Source organism: Streptomyces sp. NPDC093591, from assembly GCF_044764885.1.
Lineage (GTDB): Bacteria > Actinomycetota > Actinomycetes > Streptomycetales > Streptomycetaceae > Streptomyces.
In genome coordinates this window covers 347,529-367,198 of record NZ_JBIWIY010000011.1, presented here as the reverse complement: position 1 = coordinate 367,198, position 19,670 = coordinate 347,529, and the positions used below count along the sequence as shown (strand labels likewise).

At 71.2% G+C, this 19,670-nt stretch carries 16 protein-coding genes; 6 read left to right on the top strand and 10 right to left on the bottom strand.

Annotated elements, in window-relative coordinates:
• Nucleotides 1-100: 100 nt before the first annotated feature.
• The gene (locus ACIREI_RS25005; protein WP_403336733.1) at nucleotides 101-2,416 is read right to left on the bottom strand and encodes an ABC transporter substrate-binding protein; all 2,316 of its coding nucleotides are present in this window, start codon (nucleotides 2,414-2,416) and stop codon (nucleotides 101-103) included.
• 377 nt (nucleotides 2,417-2,793) lie between these two features.
• Here ACIREI_RS25005 and ACIREI_RS25000 point away from each other — a divergent pair, with 377 nt between their 5' ends.
• The 4 genes from ACIREI_RS25000 to ACIREI_RS24985 are packed head-to-tail and all read left to right on the top strand — an operon-like array spanning nucleotide 2,794 to nucleotide 6,674.
• Nucleotides 2,794-3,084 (top strand): hypothetical protein, encoded by a 291-nt coding sequence (locus tag ACIREI_RS25000; RefSeq protein ID WP_403336730.1) that lies wholly within the window; start codon nucleotides 2,794-2,796, stop codon nucleotides 3,082-3,084.
• Nucleotides 3,085-3,120: 36 nt separating this feature from the next.
• Complete coding sequence (locus ACIREI_RS24995) at nucleotides 3,121-3,942, top strand: hypothetical protein (protein ID WP_403336727.1); 822 nt, start codon at nucleotides 3,121-3,123, stop codon at nucleotides 3,940-3,942.
• Between the two features lie 21 nt (nucleotides 3,943-3,963).
• A complete protein-coding gene (locus ACIREI_RS24990) occupies nucleotides 3,964-5,907 on the top strand; it encodes a fumarate reductase/succinate dehydrogenase flavoprotein subunit (RefSeq protein ID WP_403336724.1) in 1,944 nt (647 codons plus the stop codon).
• Complete coding sequence (locus tag ACIREI_RS24985) at nucleotides 5,904-6,674, top strand: succinate dehydrogenase/fumarate reductase iron-sulfur subunit (RefSeq protein WP_403336721.1); 771 nt, start codon at nucleotides 5,904-5,906, stop codon at nucleotides 6,672-6,674. The genes ACIREI_RS24990 and ACIREI_RS24985 overlap by 4 nt, the downstream gene beginning before the upstream one ends.
• Here the strand turns inward: ACIREI_RS24985 and ACIREI_RS24980 are convergent.
• Nucleotides 6,655-6,975 carry a hypothetical protein gene (locus ACIREI_RS24980; RefSeq protein ID WP_403336718.1) on the bottom strand — a complete coding sequence of 107 codons (321 nt, stop codon included), beginning with the start codon at nucleotides 6,973-6,975 and terminating at the stop codon, nucleotides 6,655-6,657. The two genes, ACIREI_RS24985 and ACIREI_RS24980, sit on opposite strands and share 20 nt — an antisense overlap.
• A gap of 22 nt (nucleotides 6,976-6,997) precedes the next feature.
• On the opposite strand from ACIREI_RS24980, the gene ACIREI_RS24975 reads away from it, so the two are divergent.
• Entirely contained in the window at nucleotides 6,998-8,596 is a 1,599-nt protein-coding gene (locus tag ACIREI_RS24975) for a hypothetical protein (protein ID WP_403336716.1), read from the top strand.
• A gap of 319 nt (nucleotides 8,597-8,915) precedes the next feature.
• Here the strand turns inward: ACIREI_RS24975 and ACIREI_RS24970 are convergent, their stop codons facing one another.
• The 8 genes from ACIREI_RS24970 to ACIREI_RS24935 all read right to left on the bottom strand — a co-directional run bounded on the left by ACIREI_RS24970 (nucleotide 8,916) and on the right by ACIREI_RS24935 (nucleotide 18,578).
• Nucleotides 8,916-11,615 (bottom strand): SpoIIE family protein phosphatase, encoded by a 2,700-nt coding sequence (locus ACIREI_RS24970; protein ID WP_403336713.1) that lies wholly within the window; start codon nucleotides 11,613-11,615, stop codon nucleotides 8,916-8,918.
• A gap of 258 nt (nucleotides 11,616-11,873) precedes the next feature.
• Entirely contained in the window at nucleotides 11,874-12,275 is a 402-nt protein-coding gene (locus ACIREI_RS24965) for an ATP-binding protein (protein WP_403336711.1), read from the bottom strand.
• A 222-nt stretch (nucleotides 12,276-12,497) separates the two neighbouring features.
• On the bottom strand, nucleotides 12,498-12,905 hold the full coding sequence (locus ACIREI_RS24960) for a (deoxy)nucleoside triphosphate pyrophosphohydrolase (protein ID WP_403336708.1): 408 nt from the start codon (nucleotides 12,903-12,905) through the stop codon (nucleotides 12,498-12,500).
• 29 nt (nucleotides 12,906-12,934) lie between these two features.
• On the bottom strand, nucleotides 12,935-13,126 hold the full coding sequence (locus tag ACIREI_RS24955; protein ID WP_301997134.1) for an SPOR domain-containing protein: 192 nt from the start codon (nucleotides 13,124-13,126) through the stop codon (nucleotides 12,935-12,937).
• A 430-nt stretch (nucleotides 13,127-13,556) separates the two neighbouring features.
• The gene (locus ACIREI_RS24950) at nucleotides 13,557-14,309 is read right to left on the bottom strand and encodes a GntR family transcriptional regulator (RefSeq protein WP_403336705.1); all 753 of its coding nucleotides are present in this window, start codon (nucleotides 14,307-14,309) and stop codon (nucleotides 13,557-13,559) included.
• A gap of 147 nt (nucleotides 14,310-14,456) precedes the next feature.
• Entirely contained in the window at nucleotides 14,457-15,578 is a 1,122-nt protein-coding gene (locus ACIREI_RS24945) for a DUF4190 domain-containing protein (protein WP_403336702.1), read from the bottom strand.
• A gap of 382 nt (nucleotides 15,579-15,960) precedes the next feature.
• On the bottom strand, nucleotides 15,961-17,538 hold the full coding sequence (locus ACIREI_RS24940; protein WP_403336699.1) for a S8 family serine peptidase: 1,578 nt from the start codon (nucleotides 17,536-17,538) through the stop codon (nucleotides 15,961-15,963).
• Between the two features lie 209 nt (nucleotides 17,539-17,747).
• Nucleotides 17,748-18,578, bottom strand: a complete 831-nt coding sequence (locus ACIREI_RS24935) for an oxidoreductase (RefSeq protein WP_403336697.1) — start codon at nucleotides 18,576-18,578, stop codon at nucleotides 17,748-17,750.
• Nucleotides 18,579-18,706: 128 nt separating this feature from the next.
• On the opposite strand from ACIREI_RS24935, the gene ACIREI_RS24930 reads away from it, so the two are divergent.
• Nucleotides 18,707-19,618 carry a LysR family transcriptional regulator gene (locus ACIREI_RS24930; RefSeq protein ID WP_403336694.1) on the top strand — a complete coding sequence of 304 codons (912 nt, stop codon included), beginning with the start codon at nucleotides 18,707-18,709 and terminating at the stop codon, nucleotides 19,616-19,618.
• Nucleotides 19,619-19,670: the final 52 nt, after the last annotated feature.

Genomic DNA, 19,670 nt, shown 5'->3' with positions numbered 1-19,670 from the left:
GTCCGGCGTTTGAGGACGAGGCCCGAAGGGCCGACAGCGGGGGTCCGGGGGCGGCAGCCCCCGGGGACGGGACGGGTAGGGGCGGCGGGGGCGAGAGAACTCAGCGGGCCGAGGCCGACGGCTGGACGCCCTTCTCCAGGAAGCCCATGTCCTCGTACACCGGCGTCCGGAAGCCGAAGGCACCCGCGTTGACGACGTTCTTCCTGGCCGCTGTCAGCTGCGGCCGCTGGTACAGCGGAATCGAACCGGCCGCGGCCCAGATACGGGAGTCGGCCTTGCGGATCAGCGACCGCGACTCGGACTCGTCGAGCGTCGCGATCGCCTGGTCGAAGAGCTGGTCCACCTGATCGGTGCCGACCCGCGTGTAGTTCTGCTCGACATTCAGGGAACCGTCGGCCGCCGGAACCGGCTTGGCGTAGATCGGCCGGGCATCGGTGGCGGGGTACGCGGAGGCGGGCCACGAGTACAGGGCGAGGTCGTACTGACCGGACGCGATGTGGTCCTTGAAATAACTCTCGTCCGCGACCTTGGCGATCTCGGTCCGGATACCGACCCGCTCCAGCATGAGGCCGATCCGGTCCGCCACCGTCCGCAGCGTCTGGGAGCCCTCCCCCTCCGGCACCACGAAGCGCAGTGTCAGCGGCTTGCCGTTCTTCGCCAACGGCCGCATTGCCGCGCCCGCCGGAGCGGCGGTGCCCTGCGGGGCGTACGCGCCAGGCGCCCCGCCCTGCTGCAACTGCTTGCTGCCGTACTGCTTGCCGTCCTGGGCGAGGGGCTTCCCCTCCCCGCCGTCCGCCTTGTTGTCCTCCCCGACGATGTACGTCCCGTCGTCCCCGCCCTCCGAATCCGACTCGAGGCCCGAGTTGGAGTCCGAGTTCGAGCCCGGCTTCGCCTTCGCCTCCGAGTCCGACTTCTTGTCGGCCTTCTCACCCCCGTCGGCGTCCTCGCTCTTCTGGCTCTTCCCGCTCTTCTCGCTCTTCTCGCTCTTCTCGCTCCTGCCGGCCTTCTCGCCGTTCTCGTCTTTCTCCCCCTTCCCTGCCTTCTCGCCCTTCTCGCCCTCCCCGGCCTTCGCCCCCTTCCCAGCCTTCTCCCCCTCCGCCCCAGCCGCCTTCTCCCCCTTCTGCTCCTTGATCGGCCCACCCTGCACCCACCCCGCGTCCGCCAGCAGCGCCTGTGCCTCCGCCGTGTCCTGGTCGCCGATCGCGCCGCTGTTGTCGGCGTACGCGGCCTGGCCGGACAGGGCGAGATGGCTGCCGACCGGCTCGGTCGGCAGGCCGAGCGGGGCGAGGACCAGCTTCGCCAGCTCCTCGCGGTCGAGCGCGCGCGCCACGGCCCGCCGCACCCGCTCGTCGGCGAGCGGACCGTCGGCACCGTTGAGGGCGAGCTGGGTGTACGCCGGTTCCAGGGACTTGCGTACCTCGAAGCCCTGGAACGCCGCTTGCTCCCGGCGCTCCTTGGTGGTCGTGCTGCCCCGCTCCGGTGCCATCAGCGCCGTACCGGTGGCACTGGCGGTCGCGCCCCGGGGCGGCGAGGCGAGCGCGATGCGGCGGGCCGCGGTGGGGTCGATCTCGGCCAGGTCGAGCTGACCGGCGGCCAGCTGGGCGGCCCGCTCGTCGCGCGGCACGGCCCGCAGCACGAGCTCGCTCAGTTTGGCCGGCTCCCCCCACCAGCGGGGGTTTCGGGTGAGCCGGACCTCGTCGTCCTTGCGGTCGATCTTCTTCACGGTGAACGGCCCGGCACTGACCTTGAGCTTGCGCCGCGCCCCGTCGTTGAACGAGTCCGGCGTGCCCATGACCTCCTTCGGGTACAGCGGCGAGAACAGCGACCGCCAGTCCGCGTACGGCCGCTCGAAGGTGACCCGCACCTCCAGGTCGTTGTCGCCGCGCTCGATCCTCTCGATGCGGTCGTAGCCGGCGTTGCGGGCGGTCCAGTAGGCGCTGTCCTTTCCGGACAGGGCACGCCACTGGGCGGCGAAGTCGGCGGCGCCGATCTCGCGGCCGTCGCTCCAGACGGCCTGCTGGTTGAGCTTGTACAGGACGACCTGCTTGGGCTCGGTCTCGATGATCTTGGCGGACTCCAGGTAGTCCGGATTGCGCTCCGGCCGCCCGCTCTCGTCGAGCCGGAACATCGACGGCAGGGTGGCCTGCGCGATCCGGGTCGTGGTCGCGTCGGCGTCCGACTGGAAGGTGTTCAGCGTCTGAGGCACGGCGTCCACGGCCCACCGCAGTGTGCCGCCGTCGGCGATCAGGGACCGGGCGGCCGGCGCGATGTCCTGCCCGGCCAGCGGCTTTCCGGCCGGGTCCGGGTCGCTGCAGCCGGCCAGCACGGGCACCAGGAGCACTCCTGCGGAAAGGAAGGCGACCGAGCGCATGACCGCGCTGCGACCAGGCCTGGGTCCGACGCCGTCGTAGGACATCTCTGGTACCTCCGGGGAGCGGCTCCCGCCGGTGACAATTAGTGCGTTCTGATCACGTTTGGCGGTATTTTGGAGTTGATCAGATCTATGGGCCCCCACTGAAGAGGAAAGGGTTCGCCAGGCGGAGTCGACACGGCGGCGGGGGCGCGCAAGGCCACCCGTGTGGAGCAACGCGCTCCCACACGGGTGGAGCAACGCGCCCGCGCACTCCTGCAGCTCCCCCGGCGTACACAGAGCGCATGCGGGCGCGCGACGGAGGCGTGCAATCCGCCAATCGCTGCACATCCCTTCACAGCGACAGGTGTGACGCGCAACACTCGCAGGCGCATGAACGTTGCCACCCAGGGCCCAAGGGCCCACGGAAGTGAGGTCACGTCATGTCCGTGCAAGACGACCTGACAACTGTCCAGCGCTGCCTCGACGACCTGGCCCGGTCCGTGGGCCGCCTGGAGAAGCAGCTCGGCACCGCAGGGCTCGAGATGCGCCGCGTCCGCACCGACGCCAACCATCTGCGCGAGAGCGTCGCGCTGCTGCGGGACGCTGCCGCGACCCCGGCCACGCAGCGCAAACCGGAGCTCGTCACCATCCCCGACACGCCGTACGACGACTCTCTGTGGATCGACACGGATGACGAGGGTCTCGGCGCCCGGGACCGCCGCGCTCCCTGACATCCCCGAGAACTCACACCCGACCGGAGTCATGCATTGGCCACTGGTACGGAACCCCATCTGAACAGCGGCGGCGTACACACCGGTACGCGCGCCGCGATCGCCGCCCCGCACCTGCGGACCGACCGCTGGTGGCTGGCCCCGGCCGCCACCGCGGCCGGTCTGCTCGCGTTCATCGTGTACTCCACCTGGCGGGCCTTCGCCAACGCGGACTACTACGCGGCGCCGTACGTCTCCCCGTTCTACTCGCCCTGTCTGGCGGAGAACTGCGAACCCATGCGCGCCGGGCCGAACTGGGACCTCTTCGGGAGCTGGTGGGGCATCTCCCCCGCGATCATCATCCTGATCTTCCCGCTCGGCTTCCGCCTGACCTGCTACTACTACCGCAAGGCCTACTACCGGGGCTTCTGGGCCTCGCCCCCGGCCTGCGCGGTCGCCGAGCCGCACAAGAAGTACTCCGGTGAGACCCGGTTCCCGCTGATCCTGCAGAACATCCACCGGTACTTCTTCTACGCCGCGATCCCGGTCGCCGGGATCCTGACGTACGACACGGTGCTCGCCTTCCGCGACGAGAACTACGAGTGGGGCCACATGGGCCTCGGCACCCTCGTCTTCCTCGTGAACATCGTGCTGATCTGGGCGTACACCCTCTCCTGTCACTCCTGCCGGCACATCGTCGGCGGCAAGCTCAAGCACTTCTCCAAACACCCGGTGCGCTACCGGATGTGGCAGTGGGTCGGGAAGCTGAACGCCCGCCACATGCTGCTCGCCTGGACGTCGCTGGTGAGCGTGGCGCTCGCCGACTTCTACGTCTATCTCGTCGCGTCCGGGGTCTTCGACGATCCGCGCTTCTTCTAATCGTGAGTGGGGACTGAACTGATGTCCGTGGTCGAACGGCAGGAGTGGGACGTCGTCGTGGTCGGCGCCGGGGGCGCGGGCCTGCGTGCGGCGATCGAGGCGCGCGAGCGGGGCGCCCGTACGGCCGTGATCTGCAAGTCGCTGTTCGGCAAGGCGCACACCGTGATGGCCGAGGGCGGCATCGCGGCCGCGATGGCCAACGCCAACGAGCACGACAACTGGCAGGTCCACTTCCGCGACACCATGCGCGGCGGCAAGTTCCTCAACCAGTGGCGGATGGCCGAACTGCACGCGCGGGAGGCGCCGGAGCGGGTGTGGGAGCTGGAGACCTGGGGGGCGCTCTTCGACCGTACGAAGGACGGCCGTATCTCCCAGCGCAACTTCGGCGGCCACGAGTACCCGCGCCTGGCGCACGTCGGCGACCGCACCGGCCTGGAGCTGATCCGCACCCTCCAGCAGAAGATCGTCTCGCTCCAGCAGCAGGACAAGAAGGAGACCGGGGACTACGAGTCCCGCCTGAAGGTCTTCCAGGAGTGCACGGTCACGCGGATTCTGAAAGACGGCAACCGGGTCTCCGGGGTCTTCGCGTACGAGCGCGAGACGGGCCGTTTCTTCGTCCTCGAAGCCCCCGCCGTCGTGATCGCGACGGGCGGGATCGGCAAGTCCTTCAAGGTGACGTCGAACTCCTGGGAGTACACGGGCGACGGCCACGCGCTGGCGCTGCTCGCCGGGGCGCCCCTGCTCAACATGGAGTTCGTGCAGTTCCACCCGACGGGCATGGTCTGGCCGCCGTCGGTGAAGGGGATCCTGGTCACGGAGTCGGTGCGTGGCGACGGAGGGGTGCTGCGCAACTCCGAGGGCAAGCGGTTCATGTTCGACTACATCCCCGACGTCTTCAAGGAGAAGTACGCCGAGTCGGAGGAGGAGGGCGACCGCTGGTACGAGGATCCGGACAACAACCGGCGGCCCCCCGAGCTGCTCCCTCGTGACGAGGTCGCCCGGGCGATCAACGCCGAGGTGAAGGCGGGCCGCGGCTCCCCGCACGGCGGTGTGTTCCTGGACGTGTCGACCCGTATGCCGGCCGAGGCCATCAAGCGCCGCCTCCCCTCCATGTACCACCAGTTCAAGGAGCTGGCGGACGTGGACATCACGGCGGAGGCGATGGAGGTCGGGCCGACCTGCCACTACGTCATGGGCGGCATCGCGGTCGAGTCCGACACGGCGGCGGCGCGCGGGGTGCCGGGCCTGTACGCGGCTGGTGAGGTCGCGGGCGGCATGCACGGCTCGAACCGGCTGGGCGGCAACTCACTCTCCGACCTGCTGGTCTTCGGCCGCCGGGCCGGCTGGCACGCCGCCGAGTACGCGGCCGCGCGGGCCTTCGAACGCCCCGAGGTCAGCGACCTGCAGATCGACGCGGCGGCCGCGGAGGCGCTGCGCCCCTTCTCGGCGGAGGGGCCGGCCGGGGGCGGGGACGACGGGCGTCCGCCGGAGAACCCGTACACCCTCCACCAGGAACTCCAGCAGACCATGAACGACCTCGTGGGCATCATCCGCCGCGAGGGCGAGATGGAGCAGGCCCTCCAGAAGCTGGCGGAGCTGCGCGTACGCGCCCGCCGGGCCGGCGTCGAGGGCCACCGTCAGTTCAACCCGGGCTGGCACCTCGCGCTCGACCTGCGCAACATGCTGCTGGTCAGCGAGTGCGTCGCCCGGGCGGCGCTGGAGCGCACGGAGTCGCGCGGCGGGCACACCCGCGAGGACCACCCGACGATGGACCGCAAGTGGCGGAACATCAACCTGCTGTGCCGGCTCACCGACCCGACGGGCGGACTGGCGGCCACGGACCCGGAACGTGGCCAGATCGCCCTGCTGCGCGAGACCACCGACCCCGTCCGCCCCGACCTGCTCGCTCTCTTCGACAAGGAGGAGCTGGTCAAGTACCTCGCCGAAGAGGAGCTCTACCAGTGAGCAGCTATGAGGCCCGCTTCAAGGTGTGGCGGGGCGATGTGCAGGGCGGCGGCCTGGAGGACTTCGCGGTCGAGGTGAACGACGGCGAGGTCGTCCTCGACATCATCCACCGGCTCCAGGCCACCCAGGCCCCCGACCTGGCCGTCCGCTGGAACTGCAAGGCGGGCAAGTGCGGTTCGTGCTCCGCCGAGATCAACGGGCGGCCGCGGCTGATGTGCATGACGCGGATGTCGGTGTTCAGCCGGGAGGAGACGATCACGGTGACGCCGCTGCGGGCGTTCCCGGTGGTCCGGGATCTCGTCACGGACGTGAACTTCAACTACGCCAAGGCGCGTGAGGTGCCTTCCTTCGTGCCGCCGGAGGGTGTGGGCCCCGGCGAGTACCGCATGATGCAGGAGGACGTGGACCGCTCGCAGGAGTTCCGCAAGTGCATCGAGTGCTTCCTGTGCCAGGACACCTGCCATGTCGTCCGTGACCACGAGGAGAACAAGCCGGCGTTCGCGGGCCCGCGCTTCCTGATGCGGGTCGCGGAACTGGACATGCACCCGCTGGACGCGGCCGCGGAGACGGGCCTGGACCGCAAGCGCACGGCCCAGGACGAACACGGCCTCGGCTACTGCAACATCACCAAGTGCTGCACGGAGGTCTGCCCCGAGGGGATCAAGATCACCGACAATGCGCTGATCCCCTTGAAGGAACGGGCCGTCGACCGCAAGTACGACCCGTTGGTGTGGCTGGGGTCGAAGATCAGGAAGCGCTCTTCGTAGCGTCCGTCGCGCCGCGGCCGGGGCGCTGGGCCGGCATCTGCAGGCCCAGGCCCCCCATGGAGGCGAACCAGCCGGCCCGGGGCATGGGGCCGTACGCCCCGGCGAGCGGCCCCAGGAAGACGAACACGGCTCCGCCGATCCCGCTCACCAGTGAGCCGTACGCCCACAGCTTCGGCCGCAGCACCCGCGTGCGGCCGAAGGGCACGACCCAGCCGGTCGTGCGGGTCACGACGCCGAGCACCACGAGCAGGCCCGGGGACACCGCGGCCCCGCCCCGAAGCCCCCGGTCGCGCGGCCGCATTCCTGCTCATACGCTCCGAAATGTGACCTCATCCTTGATCCGGGGCCGGCCTCGGCGTGGCACCTCGCAGATATCCGGGCGGGTGGTGCTTGCGCTATTGGGTGGGCTGGTCGGGGCGGCGTGGCTGGTGTTGCCCGGGCTGACCATCAGGGACGAGGGTCCGGCCGCGAGCGGTGCGGAGCGGCCCGTGGCCGGTGCGGTGGCTCAGGGGGAGGTCGGGGAGACCTCCGCCGCCGATCTCGTGCTGCCGCTGCTGGCCGTGATCGTGGTGGTGGGGGTCGCGGGGTACGGGTTCTTCCGGCGCAGGCGGCGGGCACGGGGGCGTACGACTCCCGGTGGGGTGCCGGGGCGGGCCGCGGAGCCGGACGTCGCCGAACTCGACAAGCGGGCACGGGCCTTGCTGGTCGCGGCCGATGACTCGGTGCGGGTCAGCCGGGAGGAGCTGGGGTTCGTCGAGGGCGGGGACGAGGTGGGGGACGTCGAGGCCTTCGCGCGGGCTCTGCGGGACGCGGAAGGCGAGCTGGCGGTCGCGTTTCGGATGCGGTGGCAGTACGAGGGCGGGGTGCCGCAGGAAGGCGCGGCTCGGCGGCATGCGCTTGCCGGGATCGTCGGGCGGTGTGCGGAGGCGGGGCGGTTGCTGGATGCGCAGGCCGCCGCGTTCGACCGGGTGCGGGGGTTGGAGGAGGGCTTGGGCGGGGGGCTGGGCCATGCCCTGGTCGTCGCCGAGGCCCGGTTCCGGGAGCTGGCCGGGCGTACCGGGGGTGCCGGCGCGGCCCTCGGCGAGCTCGGCGCGCGCTACGGCCCCGGTGCCACCGCCGCCGTCGCGGGCCATGCCGAGCAGGCCAAGGACCGCCTGGTATTCGCCACGGCGCGTCTCAACCAGGCGCGCCAGCGCGCCGACTTGGGCGACAACGAGCGGGCCGCGGGGCGGTTGCGGGCCGCCGAGGGGGCCATCGCCCAGGCCGCCGTCCTCATCGACGGCATCGAACGGCTCACCGTGGAGCTGGCGACGGCCGCGGCGATGGTTCCGGCCGCGCTGACGGGTGGGGAGGCGGAGATCGCCGGGGCGCAGGAGTCATTGGCGTACGCGTCGGTCCCGCCCGGTGAGCTGCGGGCCCGTGTCGCCCATGCCGACGTCGTCCTGGCCGTCGTACGCGAGGACCTGACCTCGGGGCGGTACGACCCCCTCGACCTGCTGCGGCGGATCGTCCGGGGTGTCGGGCCCGTCGCCTTGGGGCGGACGGGTGTGATCACGGCCGCCGCGCTGCTCTGCGCCCGCAGTGCTGTCGCAGGTGCGGACGATGTCGTCGCGACGCACCGGGCGGCGGTGGGCAGCAAGGCCCGTACCTGGCTGGCGGAGGCGCGACGGCTGCTCGCCGGCCCGGCGTCCGTGCCGGACCTTCTCACGGCCGACACTCTGGCCCAGCAGGCCCGCGAGCTGGCCGAACAGGACATACGCCTGTACGGCCACCCGCTCGACGGCCCCGCCGCGGACGCCGACGGCATCACCGGAGCCGTCCTGGGCGGCATCCTGCTGCCCACCGAGCCGAACGGCGGCCCCCCGGCGAGCTTCGGCGGCCCCCGCACCCGGGACCGCCGGGGAGACCCGCCCACCGCATGAGCAACACGCCCCCGCCGCCCCTACCCGTCCCATCCCAGGGGGCTCCGCCCCCTGGACCCCCGCTCCTCAAACGCCGGAGGGGCTGAATTTGACGCATCCGCCGTTTGAGGAGCAGGGCCACGCCACCCCTAGCCCCCCACCCACCCGCAGGGGGCTTCACCCCTCAACGCCGGCCCGCATCATCCAGCCCGTCCGGCGTTTGAGGACAAGGCCCGTTCAGGGCCGAAGCGGGGGTCTGGGGGCGGCAGCCCCCGGGGGGACGGGAATGGGTAGGGGCGGCGGGGGCGAAAACCTCCGCCCCGCGCCCCGCCCGGCGCACTCAGAACAGGCTCAGCAACGCCTCCGCCGGATCCGCCAGCCCGTTCTCCCCGTCCGGCAACGGCAGTTCGAACCACACCGTCTTGCCGCGCGGCGTCCGGCGGGAGCCCCACGCGGCGCTGAGGAGGCCGACCAGTTGCAGCCCTCGCCCGCCCTCGTCCGTGTCACGGGCCCGCCGGCGGCGCGGTTGGACCAGCCCGGAGTCCCAGACCTCGCACACCAGCGTGCGGTCCAACAGCAGCCTCAGCCTGATCTCGCCCTCGCCGTAGCGCAGGGCGTTCGTGACCAGTTCGCTGACCAACAGCTCCGTGGTGTCGACCAGAGGCTCCAGGTCCCAGGACAGCAGCTGCCCGCGGGCGTACTCGCGGGCCCGCCCCACGCTGCGCGGCTCGCGCGGAAGCGTCCAGTCGCCGACCGACTCGGCGGGCAGACCCTGGACGCGGGCCATCAGCAGGGCGATGTCGTCCTCGCCGTGATGGCTGTCGAGGGTGTTGAGGACGTGGTCGCAGACGTCCTCCAGAGGGCTGGAGGGGTCGGTGAGCGCGCCGACGAAGGCTTGCAGGCCCTCGTCCAGGGGGTGGTCGCGGGACTCCACCAGGCCGTCCGTGTAGAGCGCCAGCAGCGCACCCTCCGGCAGCTCGACCTCCACCTCCTCGAAGGGCTCGCCCCCCACACCCAGCGGCATCCCCGGCGGCACGTCCAGCATCAGCGCCGCCTCGCCGGGTTCGACGAGGACCGGCGGCAGATGACCGGCGTTCGCGAAGGTGCAACGGCGCGTGACGGAGTCGTAGACCGCGTACACGCAGGTCGCGAGGTACACCTCGGACAGGTCCGCCTCGCGGGGGCGGCGGGCCGCGCGGGTGGCCTGCTGCACCCCGCCGGGGGCGCCGAGGCCGCGCGCGATCTCGTCCAACGCCGAGAGCACTTCGGCCGGTTCGAGGTCCAGCAACGCCAGCGTTCGGACGGCCGAACGCAGTTCGCCCATCGCCACGGCCGCGCGCAGCCCTCGGCCCATGACGTCCCCGACGACCAACGCCGTGCGGTGGCCGGGAAGTTCGATGACGTCGAACCAGTCACCGCCCACCTCGCTGGGCCGGTCGGAGGACGCGTTGCCCGGCAGGTAACGGCACGCGATGTCCAGCCCGGACGCCACCGGGTCCCCCGGCGGCAGCAGGGACCGCTGCAGTATCAGCGCCCGCTCGTGCTCGCGCCGGTACAGGCGGGCGTTGTCGATGCACACCGCCGCCCGCGCCGCCAGCTCCACCGCCAGCTCGCGGTCCCGGTCGCCGAACGGCTCGCTGCCCTTCGTACGGGCGAACTGCGCCAGTCCTACGACCGTGTCGTGGGCGACCATCGGCACGGCGAGCGTGGACTGCACGAGGCCACCCTCCTCGCCCGGCACGTATTGCGGCCGGGCGGTGCGCAGGGCGTCCGCGCAGGGCGAGTTGAAGGGGTAGTGGTGGACGGCGCCGACCGCGACCGCGGCGCCGCCGCCGACGAAGGGGGCGTCGGAGACGGCGCTGGCGAAGGCGACGCGGCGCAGTTCCGCGCTGCCGTCGGCGAGGCCGGGCGGGGTCTCGTCGCCGGCCAGCAGGCCCTGGTAGAGGTCGACCGTGGCCAGGTCGCAGAAGCCGGGGACGACGACGTCGAGGAGTTCGCGGGCCGTGGTCTCCAGGTCGAGGGAGTTGCCGATGCGGGCACCGGCGTCGTTCAGCAGGGCGAGATTGCGCCGCGCGGCGGCGGCCTCGCGGGCGGCGGCGCGACGGGCGGTGATGTCGGTTCCGAGCCAGGCGATGCCGATGGGCCGGCCGCTGCCGCTGCGCACCCGGTAGAGGTTGATGGACCAGTGGCGGCGTTCGTCGGAGCCGGGCAGAAAGCCGCTGACGTGCATGTCGGTGATGGAGTCGCCGCTCTCCAGGACGCGGCGCAGGGTGGCCGCGACCCGGTCGGCCTCGGGGCGGGGCAGATAGTCGTGGACGTCGCGGCCGCGGTGGTCGTCGGGTGCGCCGCCGAAGAGGGAGGCGAACCGGTGATTGACGCGGCGGACCTTCAGTTCGGGGTCGATCAGCACGAACCCGAACGGAGATTGACCGAATATCGCCTGCGAGGCGGCGAGGTCGGTCTCCATCCGGCGCAGGGTGCGGACGTCGACGACGATGCACACGGCGGCCTTCTCGCCGTCCTCGGTCCGCGTCGGCATGACGTACACCTCGGCGAGGCCGTCCTTGCCGTGATCCCCGTCGGCGGGGGCCGGCATCCGGAAGGGGACCACGCCGGTCCACTCCCGTCCGTCGAGGATCTCGGCCATCTTGCGCTGGCCCCGCTCGCGCAGGTCCGGGTCGATGAACGCCTCTATGGGGTCCATGCCGACGGCGCGTTCGGCCGGGATGCCGAAGAGCTGCTCGGCGCGCAGGCTCCACTGGTCGACCAGGCCGTCGGGGCCGATGGAGAAGGACGCGACCTTGATGTAGTCGTAGATCGAGCCGGGCGGGCTGCTCTGCCAGACGGCGTCGCCGGGGCGGAACTCGTCGGAGGAGTGTGTGTCGCGGGATGCCCGTGTGTCCTGTGAGGCCCGTGTGTCTTGGGAGACCTGTGTGTATTGCGAGGCCTGTGTGTCGTAAGGCCGCTCTCTCGCGGCCTTGGCCCCCGCGCCGTCCGACGGGTCCTCGGACTCCGTGGCCTTCGCTGGTATCTCGCTCACGCGAACCGTCCCCTCCAGCTCACCGCGCCCGGCACCGGTCACCGACAGCGGCTGCCCGCAGTATCCAGCACTACGGCTCCGCACAACACGGTGTTCACGATCACAGCACGTTCCCGGTGGTTTTCGGTCCCGGCCGTGGAAACACTTCCAGTCTTCTAACCAGCGGACACGCAGTCGAATCACGCGGCACGCCAACTGCCACTGGCCTGAACCATTCGTTCGACAGGGCGAGGACCTACGTACAGCGCCGTCAGGAGGTCACTTCGGCACCGCGAGTTCGAACCACACCGTCTTGCCGGTGTTCCGCCCCGGTCGGGTTCCCCAACGGCGCGAGGAGTGCGCCACGAGTTGGAGTCCGCGGCCGCTCTCGTCCTCGGGGGCGGCGATGCGTTCGAGGGGTGGGTCGGGGAGCGGGTCGGAGACCTCGACCAGGAGGACGCCGCCGAGACCGACCGGGCGCACCAGGCGTACGCCGATGGGGCCCGTCGCGTGTCGCAGGGAGTTGGTCACCAGCTCACTGACGAGCAGCGCCGTGATGTCGGCGAGGCTGTCCAGGCCCCAGTCGCGCAGCCGGCCGCGAACGGCGGCACGAGCGGCACGCACGGCGCCCGCCTCCGCGGGAAAGGTCCACTCGGCGCAGCCGCCTTCGGAGTCGATCACGCCGATCACTTCCCGGGCCAGCGGATTCCCCCATGTCCGGTTTCATGGGGTTAATGGGCACATACCCGATATTCGGCGGGCAGTACCGCGCGAGGGATCCGGTGACTCGACTACCCCCGACCGGCTCAGGCAGCCCTCGGGTCCGGACTGGGGCGCCCTTCGCATTCGGACTCGGGGAGGGGGGACTTCGCCTCCGGATTCAGGCGGCCCTCACCTCCGGGCTCAGAGGCCCCCCGCCCCCAGTCGGCCCGCCACCTCCCGGACAGCCGGTACGTCCTGGTCCAGCCAGTCCACGTCCCAGAGTTCCGCGGGCGCCAGCCAGCGCAGCGCGTCGTGGTCCTGGAGGGGCTTGGGTTCGTCACCGCCGGGGAGGAGGCGGGCCACCCACACCTGAAGGGCGTACGGGGACTTCAGGGGCCACTGCCCCGGCACTCGTTCGACGACCTCGGCATCCACGCCGAGTTCCTCACGCAGCTCGCGCACGAGCGCCGCCTCGGGCGTCTCGCCGGGTTCGACCTTCCCGCCGGGCAGCTCCCAGCGTCCGGCCAGCTCCTCGGGCGCGCTGCGCCGCGCCGCGAGCAGGCAGCCGCCCTCCAACAGTGCGGCGCCGACCACGATCCGTTCCGTCATGCGCCGGAGCCTACGGGAGTGGTGACGTCTCAGCGGTCGGCGCTGTCCCCGTTCTGCGCGAGCCGCTCGACCCAGTACAACTGCTTGTGTCCACGGCTATCGAGGCTGTCCGCGATCTTCTGGGCCTCGGCCCGTGTCGCGTACCGGCCCACGCGATAGCGATTGCCGTTGTCGTCCTGCCGGACGACGAGCCAGGGAAGAGTGATCGTGCTGTCGTTCATCGCGCCCCACTGCTCCTTCCCGCCCACGACCGCCTGAGTTCCTCCCCCAGCCTTCGGCCGGGGGGACCCCCATCTCGCTTCGCTCGCGGCCTGTGCCGTGCCCCACCCGCCAAGGAAACCGCAATCCGCATATGCCCGAGCCTACGCCTAACCTTTACGCAGCGAATACGGCTTTTCACAAAGAGGTACGCAACCAGCCAAGTCGCCGGGGGCGCACGGCATCGAATGCGCCGTGCGCAGGCGTCGATGCATCCGGTCACGGGCATATCGAACACGCCTGTCACGACCTGCGAAAACGGCCGGATTCCAACGGCCGTGGGAGAGGGGGGAGTTGGGGCCAGTGCGACGGCAACTGCCCTGGAGGCGTGCGCTACTTCACCAAGGTGTGCGCTGCCCCGTCAGCGACTGCGCCGCTCCATCAGCGCGTGCGCTACTTCACCGGGAGGTGGTACGCGACCCGGTAGCGGTCCGCCGGGATCACCACGTCCGCCGTCTCCACGGGGCGGCCGGACGCGTAGTACGTGCGCTGGATGACCAGCACCACATGGCCGGGGACGCCGCCCAACGCCAGCAGTTCCTCCGCCAGGCCGGGGCGCGCGCCCACCTCCTCCGTGACGTTGTCCACGACGACGTCGATGGCCGCCATGCGCTCGACGACGCCCATGCCGCCGAGCGGGCCCTCCTCGGGCAGCATCACGGGCGTACGGCCGGTGACGGCGAGGGGCTCCCAGGACGTGGAGAGCATCATCGTCTCGCCCGCGTCCCGGAAGACGTACCTCGTGCACATCACGCGGTCGCCGGGCCGGATCCCGAGCCGCTCGGCGATGACGCCGCTCGCCTCGGCCTGCTCGCTGCTGGACTCCCAGGTGCCGCGCGTCTCGCCGTCGGCCTGCTCCTGACGGAAGGGGGTGGCGCCGCTCGGCGGGCGGAAGCCGGAGCGGGAGATCCGGCGGGGCACGGGCCGCTCACGGACGTACGTCCCGGAGCCGGAGCGGCCCTCGACCAGCCCCTCGGCCATCAGGACCTTGCGCGCCTCCAGCGCGACGGTGTCCGAGACGCCGTACTCCTCGCGGATCCTGGCCTGGGACGGGAGGCGGGTGTGCGGTGGCAGCGAACCGTCGACGATCTTCTTGCGGAGATCACCCGCGACGCGCAGGTACGCCGGCTGCTCACCGAAAGTCACTGGCCGCTCCCATCAGGCTGTACAGACAGCAACAGCGTGGCAACCGTGGGTGGTCCCATGCAAGCAAAGGCCAGAGAATCACTCGATGTGATGACTTGTGCCGGGGGTGGGCTTTACGCAGGCACTTTCTCCCCGCTATAGCCGCGCTCACACCTCGATGCCGGTCCCGCTTCCGCCCTCGTCCACGCTGTCGTAGTCGTCCTCGTACGTCGGCACGGTGGTGTCCAGGCCCAGAGCCTTGCGCGCGGTGACGGTGGTGGGGCCGTCGACGTACTCGTACCCGCTGTCGTAGTGCGTGTAGTACGTGTCGGCGTCGGTGGCCGCGGCCGCTCGTGCCCAGTCCTTGCGGGCGTTCTCCATCTCCTTGATCAGGTCGGCGACCGGCCGCTTGGCGTCGGTCCGCCAGGTGTGCTCGCGCAACGCCTCGATCTGCTCGCCGAGTTCCGCGTGGACGTCCTTCGCCCAGGACCGGTTCGCCGCGAGGTCGTCCTCGGGGTATTCCTCGGGCTCCTCGTACAGCGTGGTGTCGATGGCGTTGGTCGCGGCGAGGAAGGCCATCTGGTCGGCGTCGAGGGTCGTCGAGTCGCCGCGCAGCGAGCCGGTCAGCTTGCCGTTCTCCCGTGTGCTGCCGAACAGGCAGGTGATCTCGCGGTCGCCGATGCGCCAGCTCTCCCGGGACGGGACGAGGTAGTAGACGTCCGCGTCGTCCGGTACGGCCCAGGTGTCCATGGCGTAACCGTCCTGGAGCGTGTAGCACTTGTCGTCCGCGGTCCGCTCGACCTCGTCGTCGCCCGGGAAGGAACCGCCCGGCAGCGTGACGACGGCGAACACCTCGCCGTCGTGCTCTCGGGCGCAGGGCACCTCGTCGATGCCGTAGGCCTCGCCCTCCAGGCTGCCGTTCGGGGTGTCGAAGCAGTCGCCCTTGGCGAGCGCGTAGGCGGTGCCCTCGCCCTTCGCGGCGTCCGTGAAGCCGGCCCAGAAGTCGGAGGCGGAGACCGTCGACAGCGTCAGCGCCCATAGCGCGAGCCCGATGGAGGACAGTACGGAACCGGCGATCGCCATGCCCTTGCCGCGCTCGCCCTTCTTCTTGATCTGCGCCAGCGCGACCAGGCCCAGCACCAGGCCCACGGCCGGCACGAAGCAGAGGATGCCGAGGACCAGGGCGCCGATGGCTACGCCGTTGACGGGCGTGGGGCGGCCGTAGGGGCCGTAGGGGTGGTACGGGTACGCGTACGGGCCCGGGGGGCCGGAGGGCGGGGGTATGGACACGGTGCTCCTGGGTGAGGCGGCGGTCCCGGGTGGTGGGAACTGGCGTACGACTTGGCGAATGGTAAGCGGGGGTGCGCCTCGATGCCTGCGGCGGCCTGTTGCTGTGGGGTGGGGGTTCGCGTAGCGCCTTGGGTGGTGTTGTGGGTCGGGGCCGTGCCGGGGGGTGTCCGTCCTCGGTCCGGTGGTGGGCCTTGGGCTGGAGGTGCCGTTTGTTGACACCGGACTCTGCGGGCGGACACCCCCCGGCACGTCCCCTTCCCGCCGTACGCGGGTGCCGCGACGTGGGGGGGCTCCGTCGACGCCGGGTGGGCCGCCTGTAACGGCTCGTCCTCGCGGTCGGCCCGGGGCTGTTCCGCGAGGACGAGGGGTTAGTGGAACGGGGCTAGAACTGGAGCGCCCAGGCGTCGATCCGTCCGGTGTCGATGTTGGCGTTGTCGCTCACGCGCAGTTTCCACGTGCCGTTGGCGGGCTCCGAGGAGGCGTTCACCGAGTACGTGGTGTTGATGTTGTCCGAACTTCCGCCGGTGCCGTACGACTTGAGTGTGTACGCCGTGCCGTCGGGGGCGATCAGCTGGACCTGGAGGTCGCCGATGTACGTGTGGACGATGTGGACCTCTACCGCGAGGGCCGAGGGCGCGTTGCCGGAGACGCCCGTGACCGTGACCGGGGACTCGACCGTGGAGTTGTCGCTGATCGTGTAGTCGGCGGTGTTCTCGAAGCGTGGGCCGGGCGGGGTGGTGGTGCCGCCGCCTACGTAGAGGAGGCGGTTGGGGGAGCCTGTGCCGGGGCTGGTGACGACGCCGGTCGTGGCGGCGGACGTCAGGGCCGAGGCGACCTGGGCCGGGGTGGCCGAGGGGTTGGCGGCGAGGTGGAGGGCGGCCGCGCCCGCCACGTGCGGGGTCGCCATCGACGTGCCGGAGATGGTGTTGGTCGCCGAGTCCCCGGTGTTCCAGGACGAGGTGATGGACGAGCCCGGCGCGAACAGGTCCAGGACCGAGCCGTAGTTGGAGTAGCTCGCCTTGGCGTCGCTGCTCGTGGTGGCGCCGACCGTGATGGCCTCGGTGACGCGTGCGGGTGACCTGGTGGAGGCGTTGGTCGACTCGTTGCCGGCCGCGACGGCGAAGGTGACGCCGGAGGCGATGGCGTTGCGTACGGCCGTGTCGAGGGCCGTGTCGGCGCCGCCGCCGAGGGACATGTTGGCGACGGCCGGCTTGACGGCGTTCCGGGCGACCCAGTCGATGCCGGCGACGACCTGGGCGGTGGTGCCCTGGCCGGAGTTGTTCAGCACGCGGACGCCGACGATCTTCGCCTTCTTGGCCACGCCGTACGCCGATCCGGCGACCGTGCCCGCGACGTGCGTGCCGTGGCCGTGGCCGTCCTGGGCGGTGTTGTCGTTGTCGATGGCGTCGTAGCCGTAGGAGGCGCGGCCGCCGAAGTCGCTGTGGGTGATGCGGACGCCGGTGTCGATGACGTACGCGGTCACGCCCTGGCCGGCCGAGTCCGGGTACGTGTACGAGCTGTTCAGGGGGAGGTTGCGCTGGTCCGCGCGGTCCAGGCCCCAGGAGGGCGGGTTGGTCTGGGTCGCGTCGATGCTGAAGGTGCGGTTCTGGACGACGGAGGCGACGGCCGGGTCGGCGGCGAGCGCCTCGGCCTCGGCCTCGGACGCCTCGATCGCGTAGCCGTTGAGGGCCTTGCGGTACGTCCGCTCGATGTCGGCGCCGTACTTCTCGACCAGGGCGCGCCCGGCCTCGGAGCCCGAACGGGCGTGGTCCGCCTTGAGGTTCACGAGGTAGCTGTCGGCCACAGCGTTGGCCGCGCCCGCGTACTGGATGCGGCCCTCGGGTGCGGCCGCGGCGGGGAGAGCGGAGACCAGGCCCGCGGTGAGGGCCGCGGTGGCCACGGCACTGAGGGCGGCCAGTCTTCGCCGGGTGTCTCTTCGGGAGTTACGCATCACTGCCATCTGAGGGGTCCTCCTCGAGTGGTGGTGCGCTTGTGGGGGACACGAGGAGTGGGCAGGAGCATGTCACTTTCCTGTGCCACTCCTGTGCGTCAGCCGAAAGATTGAGGCCTCCACAGGAATTGCACAAGGGTCCTGCAGACAGAAGACGGCGACGCCCTCCAGGCCGGCCTCGCTGCCTGGAGGGCTTTCCTCGCCGCCGGGTGCTCCGGTCAGTCGTCGAAGGCAGTCGCGCGCGTGCGCTTCTCCCAGGCCGCGACGTCCTCCCGCACCTGGTCCAGGTGCCCGAGTACGGCCGTGACCCCGTCGTCGCCCAACGGCAGCCGCAGCGGGGTCTCCTCGGCCTCCAGCGCGGCCAGGATCAGGGACGCCGCCTTCGCCGGGTCGCCGGGCTGGCTGCCGTCGCCGTCGGAGACGAAGCCGCGGGTCCGGCTCACCTTGGCGTACAGGCCGCTGTCCGTGCTGGCACCGGCCCGGCCCGTCTCGAAGAGTGAGGTCCGGAAGGAACCCGGCTCTACGATCAGCACCTTGATGCCGAACTCGGCGACCTCGTCCGCGAGCCCCTCGGACAGGCCCTCCAGGGCGAACTTCGTTCCGCTGTACGCCGAGAAGCCCGCGAAGGACATCTGGCCGCCCATGCTGCTCATCTGCACGATCGCGCCGGAGCGCCGCTCGCGCATGTGCGGCAGTACGGCGCGGGTGAGGGCGGCCGGCCCGAAGACGTGCAGGTCGAACAGCTCGCGCAGTTCCTGTTCCGTCGTCTCCTCGAAGGCGCCGACGTGGGTGCGGCCCGCGTTGTTGACGAGGACGTCGATCCGTCCGTGCCGCGCGACGACGTCCTGTACGGCGGCTTCGGCGGCGCCCGTCCGCGTGACGTCCAGGCGCAGCGCCTCCACCTGGTCGGGGTGCGCGGCCACCAGGTCGTCCAGGCCCTCGGGCCGTCGTGCCGCGCCGATCACGATGTCGCCCTGCGCGAGCGCCGCCTCCGCGATCGCCCGTCCGAACCCACTGGTCGCGCCGGTGATCAGCCACACCTTGTTCATGACAGCTCCTCGTGAATGCGGTAGCCGTATCGGCTTGTTCGGTTTGATCGGGTTGATCGGGGTTATGTGGACTAGCCTCCGGCCAGGGGCGGTTGCCCGTCCAAGACCTTTGGTGATAGCCGAAGGTAATGACGATGGACGTGCATGTGCGGGACCTGCGCTACTTCGCGACGGTGGCGGAAGAACTCCACTTCACCCGTGCGGCCGAGCGGCTGTACGTCTCCCAGCCCGCGCTCAGCAAACAAGTACGGGCGCTGGAGCGGCAGCTGGGCGTGGAGCTGTTCCGCCGCGATCCGCGGGGCGTGGTCCTGACGGAGGCAGGGCTGGCGCTGCTGCCGCATGCGCGTCGCGTGCTGGACGCCTGGTCGGAGGGGGCGGCGGCGGTGGAGGCGGCACGGGCGGCGGCACGCGGCACGCTCGTGGTCGGCATGAGCACCAGCCCGGGCCGCGGCGGCCTGCTCCCGGCGATCCGCTCCCGCTTCACCGCCGCGCACCCGGACACGGTCCTGCGCCTGCGCCAGGTGAGCTGGGAGGATCCGACGGCGGGCCTGGCCGGCGGCGACGCCGACGTGGCCTTCGTCTGGCTGCCCCTGCCCGACGCCGAGCGCTATGCCTGGACGGTGGTCGCCGAGGAGCCCCGCCTGGTCGCTCTCCCGGTGTCCCATCCGCTCGCGGCCCGTGCGGAGGTCGACTTCACGGACCTGATGGACGAGCCGTTCCTCGCGCTGCCGGCGAGTGCGGGGCCGTTGCGCGACTACTGGCTGGCGCGGGAGGAGCGGGGAGGCCGGGCGCCGCGTATCGGGGCGGAGATCGCGAGTACGGAGGAGACGTACGAGGCGCTGGTCGCCGGTCTCGGTGTCTGCCTGGTCGCGGCGGGCAACGCCCCGCTGATCAGCCTGGGGGGAGTGGTGACGCGGCGGGTGCGGGGGCTCTCGCCTAGTCGGTATGCGCTGGCGTGGCGCACGGAGGACGCGGAGCGGCCGCTGGTGCGGGCGTATGCGGAGGCGTGCCGAGAGGTGCCGAGGCCGGCAAGCCCATGACGTAGCATCAACTTTCCTTCCATACCTCTCACTTACGCCAGCGAGGCCACCG

Coding starts and splice junctions, on each gene's coding strand:
- ACIREI_RS25005 (WP_403336733.1), bottom strand. CDS start 2,416: ATGTCCTACGACGGCGTCGGACCCAGGCCTGGTCGCAGCGCGGTCATG.
- ACIREI_RS25000 (WP_403336730.1), top strand. CDS start 2,794: ATGTCCGTGCAAGACGACCTGACAACTGTCCAGCGCTGCCTCGACGAC.
- ACIREI_RS24990 (WP_403336724.1), top strand. CDS start 3,964: ATGTCCGTGGTCGAACGGCAGGAGTGGGACGTCGTCGTGGTCGGCGCC.
- ACIREI_RS24980 (WP_403336718.1), bottom strand. CDS start 6,975: ATGCGGCCGCGCGACCGGGGGCTTCGGGGCGGGGCCGCGGTGTCCCCG.
- ACIREI_RS24960 (WP_403336708.1), bottom strand. CDS start 12,905: ATGACGGAACGGATCGTGGTCGGCGCCGCACTGTTGGAGGGCGGCTGC.
- ACIREI_RS24955 (WP_301997134.1), bottom strand. CDS start 13,126: ATGAACGACAGCACGATCACTCTTCCCTGGCTCGTCGTCCGGCAGGAC.
- ACIREI_RS24940 (WP_403336699.1), bottom strand. CDS start 17,538: ATGGCAGTGATGCGTAACTCCCGAAGAGACACCCGGCGAAGACTGGCC.
- ACIREI_RS24935 (WP_403336697.1), bottom strand. CDS start 18,578: ATGAACAAGGTGTGGCTGATCACCGGCGCGACCAGTGGGTTCGGACGG.
- ACIREI_RS24930 (WP_403336694.1), top strand. CDS start 18,707: ATGACGATGGACGTGCATGTGCGGGACCTGCGCTACTTCGCGACGGTG.